This is a genomic window from Eubacterium uniforme (assembly GCF_900167115.1).
In the GTDB taxonomy this organism is placed as follows: Bacteria; Bacillota; Clostridia; order Lachnospirales; family Lachnospiraceae; genus Eubacterium_S; species Eubacterium_S uniforme.
This window is the reverse complement of the sequence record NZ_FUXZ01000002.1, coordinates 97,210-111,332: the sequence shown is the minus strand read 5'-3', so window position 1 is coordinate 111,332 and position 14,123 is coordinate 97,210. Positions and strand designations below refer to the sequence as shown.

Sequence of the window (14,123 nt, the reverse complement as noted above, 5' to 3'; positions counted from 1 at the left end):
CACTTTCTTAAATAATATCTATATCGTATCAATAATAATATCATCAAATGTATGCTTTTGAGCAACCTTAATTTTACCACTCTTTATAAGTTCTAAAACAGCGAGAAAAGTAACGATAATCTCCTGCTTACTTTCACTCTTTTCAAGAAGCTGTCTAAAACTAAATTTCTTTTTAGTACCTGCATACTTTCTTACGTAAGAAATCTTATCTGGAAGAGAAATCTCTTCCTTTTCGATTTTACCAAACTTACTTCTAACTGGGTCAATCTTATCTTCTCTTCTCTTGATTACACTATCAAATACTTCCTGAAGTTTTTGCATATCAATACCAGAAAGTAATTTATCCAAATCCACTGGTGCTTCGTACTTAGCAACTTCTTTTGGAATATGTGCTTCTCGATATATTGATTTACCAGCATAAAGCTGCATATCTTTAAGTTCTAAAGACATATATTTATAAGTCTTATATTCAATAAGTTTTTCAACAAGTTCGGCTCTTGGGTCAATTTCTTCATCATTCTCATCAACTTCTTTAGGAAGTAGCATCTTACATTTAATATCTAAAAGTGTTGCTGCCATAACAAGGAACTCACTTACTACATTTAAATCCTCATTCTGCATAGCATTTACATATTCTAGATATTGATCTGTAATTGTAACAATAGGAATATCATAAATATCCACTTTATTTTTTTCTATCAAATGAAGCAAGAGGTCTAACGGACCTTCAAATGCTTCAAGCTTAACTTCAATCGCCATTTTATAATCCTTATCTAATAAAATTTCTTTTTATAATAATCATTCTTTAAAACTACTATTAATTGTAAATACGACAATCTCTGGTCTGTTGTTAAACCTGAAATTTATAGTATGACTACCAAGCCCTGCCGATAGTATCATTTTAGTACTATCCTTAGTAAAAACTCCTCTATCATATCTATCAAATATCTTATACTGTGGACTTATAACTCCGCCTATAAACGGTAATCTAACTATTCCACCATGATTATGTCCAGATAAAACCAAGTCAGCGCCCCAGTTTTTATATGTTTCAAAATACTCTGGGCTATGCGCAATTAAAATATTATACTTGCTTCTATCTCTTTTCTTTATTCTTTTAATAATATACCTTCTTTTCATTTCAGGTAATTTAAACTTTGAAAAGAATCTATTATGAGCAACGAATCCTGTTACTCTAACTTTATCATTTATATCATAAGAATAATTATTTAAAATATGAATACTCTTATCAAAACTTCTTATAAATTTTCGATACTTAGTACCATATATATGTCTATTTTCGCGCATACGCTGTTCATGATTACCATTTGCATAGAATACTTCATATTTCTTTGCAATCGTATTTATAAAATGCAAAGCGATGTCTGTATCATATTTTGTACTTCCAACCACTAGATCACCAGCGACCATAATATAATCTGGATTAACTTCATCTATAGCCTTAAAAAGTTTTTCATTATTCTTACCATATTCGCAATTATGAAGATCAGAAATAAGCATAATCTTCTTTCCATCCAAATCGCCTATATCTTTATTAGTATCAATTTGATACTTAGTGATTTTAAAATTTCTTACTTCCCACATTCCTTTACCAATAACAATAAAAGGAAGGGCAGCCATTGCGCAAAACAATCTTTCCATATTTATTTTCCTATGTACAAATAAGCTTTTGTAGTAAATAAAACATGAGTATTGGAGTTTTGTTGTGAAACATAGAATTTATCAAGCATCTCAACATCTGGATCATATACCCTAAGTGTACTACTATCCACAAACTCTGTTTTCATAACTTCATCTTCTTTATAAACCTTACTATACTTAGTAAAGTTATGTCCATTAACTTCTAAATAACCATCTTCTATCTTATGTACACCGGTGATGTAAATATCCCTTATACCCATCTTCATATCGGTTCTTTCATAAGGATTCACACCATCATAACATAATTTATCACCATATAATATGTCATACTCAAGTGTTTTAAGACCATCAAGATAATCTTCATTATTTTTACATGTCTGATGATACTCATTAATGGCTCCATCAGAAATATGTAACTGTTCTAAAATTTTTGAAGACATCTGATATAACTCTAAATCTTCAGATTTATAATTTATATTTTTACTAAGAGCATTAAAATTTGTCCAAATAACATATTCTGTCTGCATCTTATTGCAACCTTCAAAATCATCATCATCAAAACCTAATGATGGTAAATGATCTCCATACATAACCAAGATAACATCTTCATCAAATGCTGATAATGCTTCTATAAGTTCACCAACAAATTCGTCATCCTCATGTATTTGCTGACTATAATATGCAAGTTCATTTGCATGTTCTTCACTTATTTCATGATCCTCATCTGCACCTGTAACTGTATAATCTGTTGGATATTCACCCGATGTAGGATATTTACCATGTGCCTGAACAGATATTGTATAAATGTAATCAGGATTATCAGGTGTAACCTTAAGTGTATTTATAATTTCTTCAGTTAAGAACTTATCCTTTGGCCAATCTATAGGTGTCCATTCATCAACATCCATAAATTCTACAGATGTAAATGTATCAAATCCCAAGTTAGGTAATACTTCATTACGACCATAGAATGTACCTGTATTATTATGAATAGTATGTGTCTTATATCCATAATCTTTTAATGAATAACATATACTATCACATGTAGTTTCTGTAAGTATAGTTTTATATGGATATTCACCTGGACCAAAATCATCAAGATTCATACCTGTGATAGATTCAAATTCAGTATTAACTGTACCAGCTCCGACTACTGGAACTGTAACATATCCAGATGTATATCTCTTTCTTAACGAATTATAAATAGGAATTGGATCCTTATTTAACTTTATATTTTTAGCCCTTGAAATATCAAAGAATGATTCAAGTTGAACAAATACAATATTAGGAGTAAATGCAGCTTTCTTAACATCTACTTTTTCATCCATGTTCTTTTTAATCTCAAGAACCTTTTTTTCTGAATAACCGCTTGGTTTTCTAATACCTCTGTTAACTACACTATTAGAAAAACAATAAACAAAACCATAATCCTTATAAGCATCAGCTAAATTACCAAAGTTAAGTGCTAAAACCTTAGCATCTATAGCCAGCTTAAGCGATGTTGATGTTACAAGAACTATTAATGCAACTAATAAACCGTTTCTAATATAATTAATTCTATGATTTAACTTTGGCATTTTAAACCAGCATATAATCAAGAATATAATTGCCACAATTACCAAAACAACAAGCAATACTTCACCTGCGAAATTCATATACTTGTTCATAATATCCATGGCACTATCAATTAATAATAAATCTGTATATGAAAACGGTGTTACTCTAAAATTAAGTAAAATACAATTAGATATACCAAATCCAAGCCATGCAACAAGCATCACCGCAATCAAAAAATATCTTCTTCTAAACATCAATGTAATCGAGAAAACCATAAGTAAAATCAACGTATTAACAAGGAATACATATGGCTGTCTAACCATGTGATATATTCCCTTAATAGGTGACTTTCTACCAAGCATCTCTATTATCAAATTTAAAACAATAGATAATGTAACATATGTAATCATAGTTTGCTTGTTATATCCGTTTTCAAGAAACATTGCAAATCTATCTATTTTGTTTTTCCCTTTTATAAATAATTCTTTTATTACTCTCACGTAGTACCTCTCAAATGTCTATATATAACTTACCTATGCGCCTACCATTTCTGATAAGCGCATAAATTTATCAATCTGAATTTTCATGTTCAACAAGATTAAGAATACTATATTTCTCTCTAAGTTTTGGTTTTTCAATCTTACCAGTTGGATTTCTTGGTACATCAGCAAATATAATCTTTCTTGGTCTCTTATATCTAGGAAGTCCAAGACAAAATTCATTAATCTCATCCTCTGTACATTCATAACCATCTTTAATTGAAATAATTGCTCCTGCAATTTCTCCAAGTCTTTTATCTGGAAGACCAATTACAGCAACATCCTTAATCTTATCATATCTTCTAAGAAAATCTTCAATCTGTACAGGATAAAGGTTTTCACCACCTGATACAATAACATCCTTAATTCTATCTACGAGGAAGTAGAAACCATCCTCATCTCTTTTCGCTACATCACCAGTATAAAGCCATCCATCCTTTAATACCGCTTCTGTTGCCTTTTTATCTTTGTAATAACACTCCATAACACCAGGACCTTTAACACATAATTCACCTGGTCTATCATCTGTTATTAATTCATCATTTTCATCAACAATCTTACATTCCCAACCATAACCCGGAATACCAATTGCACCAACTTTATGAACGTTTTCAACACCAAGATGTACACAACCTGGTCCAATTGACTCACTTAGTCCATAGTTAGTATCATAATCGTGATTAGGGAAGTATTCTTTCCATCTCTTGATTAATGATGGTGGTACAGGCTGTGCACCTATATGCATGAGTCTCCACTGTGATAGTTCATAGTCCTCAAGCTTTATTGCACCACTTTCAATACTATCAAGAATATCCTGTGCCCAAGGAACAAGAAGCCATACAATAGTACAATGTTCCTTTGAAACTGCATCAAATATATACTGTGATTTTGTTCCAGTTAAAAGCACTGCTTTTGAGCCAGAAATAAGACTTCCAAACCAATGCATCTTAGCACCTGTATGATAAAGAGGTGGGATACAAAGGAATGTATCCTCTCTGCTTGTACTATGATGATTCTGTTCAACTCTAGCTGAATGAATCAAACTTCTATGTTTATGCAAAATAGCCTTAGGAAATCCTGTTGTTCCAGATGAAAAATAAATAGCAGCATAATCATCTTCCGTAAGTTCAATATTTGGATCCTTACTCGAATAATTACTTGCTAAATCTCTATAACTTTCAGCAAATTCTGGACAATTATCACCAACATACATTAACGCTGTACTCTTTTCAAGCTGATCAACAATATCATCAATTCTAGTAATAAATGTTGGACCAAATAATAAAAGGTCAATATCAGCAAGTTGAGAACAATATAAAATTTCATCAGAAGAATATCTAAAATTAAGAGGAACTGCAATACAACCAGCCTTTAAAATACCAAAATAAATTGGTAACCACTCAAGACAGTTCATAAGAAGGATACCTACTTTATCCCCCTTCTTAGCTCCCTTACTTAAGAGCATATTTGCCATTCTGTTAGCTTTTTCATTAAAAACGTCCCATGTAAGACTTCTTCTGTATCCTATACTTTCAGTATTTTCAATTAATTCTGATTCTTTCCATGTAAATTTCTTACCATCTTCCTTTTCAGGATTGATTTCTACTAAAGCTTCTTCACTTCCGTATAAATCACTGTTCTTTTCCAATAAATCAATTATAGTCATCATGTTACTCCAATACTTATATTTTTTCCTATTCATGGGGCTTATAAAAAGCCCCACGTAAATATCTTATACTAACTCATCATCTGAGAAATATTTAAGATTAAGTGGTTCTAAAGCCTTAATTGTAGCATCAATATCAGATGTCTTAATGGCGATTGTTGCACCTTCATCTGTAATTGATAAACCATATAAATATGATACATTAATGTTATTCTTATCAATTGCATTAAGCACTTCTGCAAGACTACCTACAGCATTAGGTACAACAATTGCAATAACATCTGTAACCTTTGCAATGATATTATGAGCTTTTAATACTTCAATTGCTTTATCTGTATCACTAACAAGTAATCTTAAAATACCAAAATCACTTGAGTCAGCAAGTGAAGCTGATACTACATTAATACCATTGTCTTTTAAAATGTTAAGACATTCAAATAAACGTCCCGATCTATTCTCTAAAAAAATTGATATCTGTTTTACCTTCATACAGCTACCCCCTAGTATAGTTTTCTGTTATCAACAACGTGCTTTGTCTTTCCTTCACTATGAACAAGTGTATTAGGCTCTACAAGTTTAATCTTAGCATTAAGACCAATTGCCGTTCTTAATGTCTGTTTAATCTTAGCTGATAAAGCTTCAAGAGCACTCATTTCATCTGAGAAGAATCTTTCTTCTACTTCTACCTGTACTTCAAGTGTATCCTCATTATCAACTCTGTCTACAACCATGAAGTAATGTGGAGTTGTACCATCAATAGTAAGTAAAGCTGCTTCAACCTGTGATGGGAATACGTTAACACCTCTAATAATAAGCATATCATCAGTACGACCTTTAAATCTCTGAATTCTTGCCATTGTTCTACCACATTCACAAGTATCTTTTTCAATTGTTGTAAGATCCTTAGTTCTATATCTAATAAGTGGCATACCTTCCTTTGTAAGAGTTGTAATTACTAACTCTCCACATTCACCACTATTTAACGGATTACCTGTTGCTGGATCAATAATTTCTGGTAAGAAATGATCCTCCCATATATGAAGGCCCTTATGATGTTCACAGTCAGCTGCAACACCAGGACCACATATTTCTGTAAGACCATAAATATCGTGAGCTTTTATATTAAGCTTCTTTTCAATTTGATCTCTCATTTCATTTGTCCAAGGTTCTGCACCACAAATTGCATATTTTAGATTAATCTTATCAAGTAAGTTTTCTTTTTCTAATGTTTCACCAACATGTAATAAGTATGATGGTGTACATGCAATAGCTGTAGCCTGTAAATCAATCATCATTGTTACAAGTTTCTGTGTATTACCTGTTGACATTGGTACAACTAAAGCCCCAAGTTTTTCAGCACCATAATGCGCACCTAATCCACCAGTAAATAATCCGTAACCATATCCTACTTGTAATACATCATCTCTTGTAATGCCAATCATTGATAAACATCTTGCAACGCATTCTGCCCAAATATCAATATCTCTTCTAGTATAAGCAGCAACCTTTGGTTTTCCTGTTGTACCAGATGAAGCATGAACTCTTACTAGTTCTGACTTTGGAACCGCAGCCAGACCAAATGGATATGTTTTATTTAAATCTTCATAAGTTGTAAATGGTAACTTACTAATATCCTCTATGCCTTTAATATCGCCAGGTTCTATTCCAACTTCCTGCATTTTTTCTCTATAATAAGGCACATTATGATATACCCTACTAACCTGTTTAACTAATCTTGCACTCTGAAGATTTTCAATTTCATCTCTAGACATGCACTCTTTTGGTTTGTTCCAAATCATTTCAACCACCAACATTATCCTTTTCTTTTTTTATATAATTTGATTTACGTATCAAAAACTTTTGTGCTTTATTCAGCTTCCTCATATCCGCGTAAGAAAGCTTTCTGATTAATTTCAATTGTCTTAGGTGGAACTTTTTCCTCAATTGTCTTAAGCCATTCTTCCTTCTTAAAGTTCATGTGCTTAGCAGCCATACCAAGTACAACATTATTAAATACTCTTGAATTACCAAGTTCAAGTGCTACAGCACTTGCATCGATAGAATAAACTTTATAATCCTTCTTTAAATTCTCAATAATGTTATCAGGATATGTAGCTGCACCAATAACAACTGGCATTGGATCAATTCTTGTATCATTTACAATTAAAACACCATCTTTCTTTAAGAAATTAGCATATCTTAATGCTTCCAATTTTTCAAAAGCGATTAAAACATCTGCCTGTCCTTCTTCAACAATTGGTTCATAAACCTTTTCACCATATCTAACAAAAGTAACAACGCTACCACCACGCTGTGCCATACCGTGTACTTCTGATAATTTTACTTCATATCCTGCAGATGTCATAATACCACCTAAAATTCTACTTGTAAGGAGAGTACCCTGACCACCTACGCCTACAATCATAATATTCTTTGTATCCATAATGTCCTCCTTACTTTTCAACTCTTTCAAGTGCATCGAACTTACATACACTACTACATAAGCCACATCCGTTACACATTGATGCATCAATCTTAACTGTTCCATCTTCATTCTTTGTAATTGCAGGACAACCTGGTTTTAAGCACATACCACACTTCTTACACTTATCAGACTTAACCTCAATTCTATATGGGAATGTCTGACCCTTAAGTAAAGCACATGGAGCATATGCAATAATTACAGATAATTCATCTCTTGCTGTTTCTTCTTTAACTACTCTTTCAAGTTCAGCAATATCAAATGCATTTACTTCAACTATATTCTTTACATTCATAGCTTCTACTACTTTGTAAATTGAGATTGCTGGAACTTCCTCACCCATTAATGTCTTACCTGTAGCTGCATGATCCTGATGACCTGTCATACCTGTTGTAGAGTTATCCATAATGATAACCGTACCTGTTGAGCCATTATAAGCCATATTTTCAAGTGAATTAATACCTGTATGTAAAAATGTTGAATCACCAATAACTGCTACCCAGTCCTTGATAAATTCCTTACCTTTAGCTTTTTCCATACCATGAAGCATTGCAAGTGAAGCACCCATACATACTGTTGTATCAATAACACTAAGTGGTGCAACAGCTCCAAGTGTATAACATCCAATATCACCTGTAGCATGCTTCTTTAACTTGTTAAGTACGAAGAATGTTGATCTATGTGGACAACCTGGACATAAAATAGGTGGTCTACCTACAACCTGAGCAGCATCCTTAACATCTAATTCATTCTTAACTGCTTTTCTTAAAAGATTTGCACTGTATTCACCCTGTATTGTAAAGATTTCTTTACCAATACATTCGATACCCATTGCACGTACCTGTTCTTCAATTACAGGCTCTAATTCTTCAAAGATATATAATTTATCAACCTTGCTTGCAAAATCCTTAATTAAATCCTTTGGAAGTGGATTTACAAGACCAAGTTTTAATACGCTTGCATTAGGGAATACTTCCTTAACATACTGATATTCAATACCCTGTGTAATGAAACCAATACTTGTATCACCCATTTCAATCTTGTTAAGTTTTGATGTGCTACCAAACTTAGCAATGTCTTTATTTCTCTGTTCTACAACTAAGTGTCTAGCCTTTGCATTACCAGGCATCATAACATTCTTAGTTGCATTTCTAGTATATTCTTTATCTTCAACTTCCACTCTGTCATTAAGTACAACTTCTGTCTGTGAGTGTGCAAGTCTTGTTGTAGTTCTATAAATAACTGGTGTATCAAATTCTTCACTAAGTTCATAAGCAAGCTTAATGAAATCCTTAGCTTCCTGTGAATCTGATGGAATAACAACAGGTACATTAGCAGCACGTGCAATCATTCTTGTATCCTGTTCGTTCTGTGAACTATAAAGTCCTGGATCGTCAGCAACAACAATAACAAGACCACCGTTAACTCCTATATATGAAATTGAGTATAATGGATCTGATGCAACATTAAGACCAACATGCTTCATTGAAGCAAGAGCTCTAACACCACTGATTGATGCACCAATTGCTGTCTCAAGTGCAACTGCTTCATTAGGTGCCCATTCAGAATAAATCTCCTTATACTTTACAATATTTTCACTAATCTCTGTACTTGGTGTACCAGGGTAAGCAGAACTTACCTTAACGCCTGCCTCATACGCTCCTCTTGCAATGGCAGCATTACCAAGCATAATTTCCTTATCGCTCATCTTCTGTTCCTTCCTTTATTAAATTTTGGGCATACTTTCCCAATATCCGTAACTATTATAATACCATATTTTACCACTTAAAAACAACCCTTAATCTATGTCGTAAATAAACACAAAAGGAATCTCACTAATAATATGAGATTCCACAAAACGTATTTTATAAATCATTTATTAAACATATATATACCCATCTTTTATTAATAAGCTTTATTTATAACTACAGTTTAAATCCAACGCCTATAAACTGTAAAACATCTCTTCCTGTATCATCAACCACATCCACATTAACAATTGTCGATGTTCTTCCATTCTTTTTCAATTTCGCTGTTGCTATTAATTTTTTCCCTTTAGGTGCACTTAGATAATTAACACTTACCTGCTGAGCAACTGTTGGTTTATGTATGTTGTTAACAAGTGCAGCAAATGCAAAGTCAGCTAAAGTAAAAAGTGCACCACCCATAACACCTCCATTGGCATTTGCTAATTTATCTGTAACATCAACACTACATACACTATATTCTTCCGTTAAATCATCGATAACCATTCCACTTCCAGTAGCGAATTTATCACCTTTAAAATATTCTCTTGCTTCATCTAAACTATTAAATACTGCCATACGTCCTCCTAAAAAATTTAATTCAAATATTATTATATACTACAATCACCGAAACCGCTACGCTTGTTTCGGGATTGTATGCAGTCGTCAAATACATTCAAGCAAGCTTGATGTACTTGACTCGTTGCTAACCAAATAAAAGAGATGCAACCACCGAAGTGATTACATCTCTTAAATATTTATATAATTGAATTATTTATATAATTCAACAAGTTTTTCTAAGTGTTCGTAACGAGCCTTAGCAGCTTCTTCTGAAGCCTTGAAGAGTTTTTCAGCTCTTTCTGGGAATGGCTTAATAAGTCTTGTATAACGAGCTTCGTTATTTAAGAAGTCCTGATATGAACCATCACCAGCTTTTGAAGTAAGAGTAAATGGATTCTTACCTTCAGCCTTAAGCTGTGGATTAAATGAGAAGAGGTTCCAGTAACCTGCCTTAACAGCTGCTTTCATTTCATCCTGACAGTGGTTCATGCCACCCTTAGCAATACCGTGAAGTTCACATGGAGCGTAACCGATGATAAGTGATGGTCCGTTGTATGCTTCAGCTTCAGCGATAGCCTTAACAGCCTGTGCTGGGTTTGCACCAAGTGCGATCTGAGCAACATATACATAACCATAGCTCATAGCGATTTCAGCAAGTGACTTCTTGCCAACTTCCTTACCAGCTGCAGCGAACTGACAAACTTCACCGATGTTTGAAGCCTTTGATGCCTGTCCACCTGTATTTGAGTACATTTCTGTATCGAATACCATAACGTTTACGTTTTCACCTGATGCTAATACATGGTCAAGACCTCCGAATCCGATGTCGTATGCCCATCCATCACCACCTAAGATCCAAACTGACTTCTTAGCAAGGTAATCTTTCTTAGCTAATACTTCTTTTGACTTTTCACAACCAGCTGCAGCTGCTTTTTCAAGTTCAGCAACTAAAGCTTCTGTTGCAGGTGTGTTAGCCTTTGTATCATCCTTTGTTTCAAGGAATTTATCTGTAGCTGCCTTAAACTCAGCTGTAGCCTTGTCTGATGCAGCGATTTCTTTAACAAGTTCAATAGCCTGATCACGGAGATACTTCTGACCTAAGTACATACCTAAACCATGTTCAGCGTTATCTTCGAATAATGAGTTTGACCAAGCTGGACCCTTCTTAGAATCCTTGTTAACTGTGTATGGACTTGTTGCAGCTGGGTTACCCCAAATTGATGAACATCCTGTAGCATTTGAAATGTACATCTGTTCACCGAAGAGCTGTGTAATAAGTCTTGCATAAGATGTTTCAGCACATCCTGCACAGCTTCCTGAGAATTCGAGAAGTGGCTGATTATACTGTGAACCAATTGGTGTATTATCAGCAAATTTTGTTTCTTTCTTTGATACGTTAGCAACAACATAATCAAATACTGGCTGCTGAGCAGCTTCTTCTTCCTGTGGTACCATAACAAGAGCACCCTTAGCAGCTGCTGGACAAACTGTAACACATTCTCCACATCCCATACAGTCAAGTGGTGAAAGTGACATTGTATACTTCATACCAGCTGCATGCTTAGAATCAGCAAGTCTGATTTCTGATGGAGCTGCACTAACTTCAGCATCATCTAAGATGAATGGACGAAGTGTAGCATGTGAACATACAAATGCACAGCTGTTACACTGTAAACAAGCTTCTGGATTCCACTTAGGAACCATAACTGCTGTACCACGTTTTTCGTATGCAGATGCACCTGTTTCAAACTGTCCGTCTGGGTTATTAATGAAAGCAGAAACTGGAAGTGAATCACCATCCATTAATGAAACTGGCTCTAAGATGTCAGTAACAAGTTTAACAACTTCTGGACGTCCTTCTAAGTCTTTAGCTTTCTTTTCAACTACTGCGTTAGCCCAATCAGCAGGAACTTCTACTTTATGGATAGCATCAACGCCGGCATCAATTGCCTTGTAGTTCATTTCTACTACAGCATCACCCTTCTTGCTGTATGATTTCTTAGCAGCTTCTTTCATGAACTTAACAGCGTCATCGATTGGCATAACGTCTGCAAGTTTGAAGAATGCTGACTGAAGAATTGTATTTGTACGCTTACCCATACCAATTTCAATAGCTTTATCAATAGCATTGATTGTGTATAACTGAATATTGTTTTCAGCGATATATTTCTTTGATTCAGCAGGAATATGTGTATTTAATTCCTCATCTGTCCACTGGCAGTTAATCATAAATACTCCGCCTGGCTTAACATCCTGAACCATCTTGAATCCCTTAATGATGTATGATGGATTATGACAAGCAACGAAGTCTGCCTGGTTGATGTAATATGGACTCTTGATTGGGTTATCACCAAATCTTAAGTGAGAAATAGTTACACCACCTGTTTTCTTTGAGTCATACTGGAAATAAGCCTGAACGAATTTGTCAGTATGATCACCGATAATCTTGATTGAGTTCTTGTTAGCACCTACAGTACCATCACCACCGAGACCCCAGAACTTACATTCCTTAGTACCCTTAGCTGATGTGATAGGAGCTGGCTTAACCTCTGGTAATGAAAGGTTAGTAACGTCATCAACGATACCGATTGTAAATCTAGCCTTTGGAGCATCCTTTTCAAGTTCTTTATATACAGCAAATACTGATGAAGGTGGAGTATCCTTTGAACCTAAACCATATCTACCGCCTGTAAGAACGATATCATTAAGTCCTGCTTCACGAAGTGTTGCAGCAACATCTAAGTATAATGGATCACCAAGTGAACCTGGCTCTTTTGTTCTGTCAAGAACAGCAATCTTCTTAGCTGTCTTAGGAATAACCTTAAGTAAAGCTTCTGAAGACCAAGGACGATATAAACGAACCTTGATAAGACCAACTTTTTCACCTGCAGCTGTTAAGTAATCAACTACTTCTTCAGCTACGTCATTGATTGAACCCATAGCAACGATAACTCTTTCAGCATCTTCTGCACCATAGTAATTAAATAATGCATAATCTGTACCGATCTTTTCGTTAACTTTGTTCATGTATTTTTCAACTACAGCTGGAAGATTATTGTAAACTGTGTTACAAGCTTCTCTATGCTGGAAGAAAATATCTCCGTTTTCGTGTGAACCACGAGCTGTTGGATGCTCTGGATTTAAAGCATGCTTTCTGAATTCTTCAACAGCATCCATTGGACACATATCTTTAAGATCTTCATAATCCCATTTTTCAATTTTCTGAATTTCGTGAGATGTTCTGAAACCATCAAAGAAGTTAATGAATGGAACTTTACCTTCTAATGCTGCAAGATGAGCAACTGGTGATAAGTCCATAACTTCCTGTGGGTTAGTTTCTGCAAGCATTGCGAAACCTGTCTGACGACATGCATATACATCACTGTGATCACCAAAGATGTTAAGTGCATGTGTAGAAACTGTACGAGCAGATACGTGGAATACTGATGGAAGCATTTCACCTGCGATTTTATACATATTAGGGATCATAAGTAAAAGACCCTGTGATGCTGTAAATGTAGTAGTAAGTGCACCTGTTGCAAGAGAACCGTGAACTGTACCAGCGGCACCAGCTTCTGATTCCATTTCTACAACTTTTACAGTACTACCAAAAATGTTTTTAAGTCCTGCAGCTGACCACTGATCAACAGAGTCTGCCATTGGGCTTGATGGTGTAATTGGATAAATACCAGCTACTTCTGTAAAGGCATATGCCACGTGTGCTGCAGCTGTATTACCATCCATTGACTGTTTAGCTCTAGCCATTAAAATTTCCTCCTATTTTCGAATTGATTAATTTTAAGAAAAATCTTATTGATAAAATTATAACATTAAGACTTTTTTTATTCAAGCAAGTTTTTATATTAATTAATATAAAATACCTATAACTACAAGGTTCTATAGTATTATGT

10 protein-coding genes are annotated in these 14,123 nt (G+C 34.3%); all 10 read right to left on the bottom strand.

What is annotated here, in order from left to right; translation table 11 throughout:
* Window positions 1–18: 18 nt before the first annotated feature.
* Entirely contained in the window at window positions 19–759 is a 741-nt protein-coding gene (locus B5D16_RS00445; RefSeq protein ID WP_078764984.1) for a segregation and condensation protein A, read from the bottom strand.
* A 39-nt stretch (window positions 760–798) separates the two neighbouring features.
* Window positions 799–1,662: a metallophosphoesterase gene (locus B5D16_RS00440; protein ID WP_078764983.1), complete on the bottom strand. Its 864-nt coding sequence runs from the start codon at window positions 1,660–1,662 to the stop codon at window positions 799–801.
* Window positions 1,663–1,664: 2 nt separating this feature from the next.
* Window positions 1,665–3,719 carry an LTA synthase family protein gene (locus B5D16_RS00435; RefSeq protein WP_078764982.1) on the bottom strand — a complete coding sequence of 685 codons (2,055 nt, stop codon included), beginning with the start codon at window positions 3,717–3,719 and terminating at the stop codon, window positions 1,665–1,667.
* Between the two features lie 70 nt (window positions 3,720–3,789).
* Entirely contained in the window at window positions 3,790–5,424 is a 1,635-nt protein-coding gene (locus tag B5D16_RS00430) for a class I adenylate-forming enzyme family protein (RefSeq protein ID WP_078764981.1), read from the bottom strand.
* A gap of 66 nt (window positions 5,425–5,490) precedes the next feature.
* Window positions 5,491–5,913 (bottom strand): ACT domain-containing protein, encoded by a 423-nt coding sequence (locus tag B5D16_RS00425; protein WP_078764980.1) that lies wholly within the window; start codon window positions 5,911–5,913, stop codon window positions 5,491–5,493.
* 11 nt (window positions 5,914–5,924) lie between these two features.
* Window positions 5,925–7,223 (bottom strand): phenylacetate--CoA ligase family protein, encoded by a 1,299-nt coding sequence (locus B5D16_RS00420; RefSeq protein ID WP_078764979.1) that lies wholly within the window; start codon window positions 7,221–7,223, stop codon window positions 5,925–5,927.
* A 68-nt stretch (window positions 7,224–7,291) separates the two neighbouring features.
* Window positions 7,292–7,867, bottom strand: coding sequence for an indolepyruvate oxidoreductase subunit beta (locus B5D16_RS00415; protein ID WP_078764978.1), 576 nt, complete (start codon window positions 7,865–7,867; stop codon window positions 7,292–7,294).
* Between the two features lie 10 nt (window positions 7,868–7,877).
* Window positions 7,878–9,614 (bottom strand): indolepyruvate ferredoxin oxidoreductase subunit alpha, encoded by a 1,737-nt coding sequence (gene iorA / locus B5D16_RS00410; RefSeq protein ID WP_078764977.1) that lies wholly within the window; start codon window positions 9,612–9,614, stop codon window positions 7,878–7,880.
* A gap of 217 nt (window positions 9,615–9,831) precedes the next feature.
* Window positions 9,832–10,230 (bottom strand): PaaI family thioesterase, encoded by a 399-nt coding sequence (locus B5D16_RS00405; protein ID WP_078764976.1) that lies wholly within the window; start codon window positions 10,228–10,230, stop codon window positions 9,832–9,834.
* A 192-nt stretch (window positions 10,231–10,422) separates the two neighbouring features.
* Window positions 10,423–13,977 carry a pyruvate:ferredoxin (flavodoxin) oxidoreductase gene (nifJ, locus tag B5D16_RS00400; RefSeq protein WP_078764975.1) on the bottom strand — a complete coding sequence of 1,185 codons (3,555 nt, stop codon included), beginning with the start codon at window positions 13,975–13,977 and terminating at the stop codon, window positions 10,423–10,425.
* Window positions 13,978–14,123: the final 146 nt, after the last annotated feature.

What these genes read in the sequence shown, in the direction of transcription:
- B5D16_RS00445 (WP_078764984.1), bottom strand. Translation starts at nt 759, where the DNA reads ATGGCGATTGAAGTTAAGCTTGAAGCATTTGAAGGTCCGTTAGACCTC.
- B5D16_RS00440 (WP_078764983.1), bottom strand. Translation starts at nt 1,662, where the DNA reads ATGGAAAGATTGTTTTGCGCAATGGCTGCCCTTCCTTTTATTGTTATT.
- B5D16_RS00430 (WP_078764981.1), bottom strand. Translation starts at nt 5,424, where the DNA reads ATGACTATAATTGATTTATTGGAAAAGAACAGTGATTTATACGGAAGT.
- B5D16_RS00425 (WP_078764980.1), bottom strand. Translation starts at nt 5,913, where the DNA reads ATGAAGGTAAAACAGATATCAATTTTTTTAGAGAATAGATCGGGACGT.
- B5D16_RS00420 (WP_078764979.1), bottom strand. Translation starts at nt 7,223, where the DNA reads ATGATTTGGAACAAACCAAAAGAGTGCATGTCTAGAGATGAAATTGAA.
- B5D16_RS00415 (WP_078764978.1), bottom strand. Translation starts at nt 7,867, where the DNA reads ATGGATACAAAGAATATTATGATTGTAGGCGTAGGTGGTCAGGGTACT.
- iorA (WP_078764977.1), bottom strand. Translation starts at nt 9,614, where the DNA reads ATGAGCGATAAGGAAATTATGCTTGGTAATGCTGCCATTGCAAGAGGA.
- B5D16_RS00405 (WP_078764976.1), bottom strand. Translation starts at nt 10,230, where the DNA reads ATGGCAGTATTTAATAGTTTAGATGAAGCAAGAGAATATTTTAAAGGT.
- nifJ (WP_078764975.1), bottom strand. Translation starts at nt 13,977, where the DNA reads ATGGCTAGAGCTAAACAGTCAATGGATGGTAATACAGCTGCAGCACAC.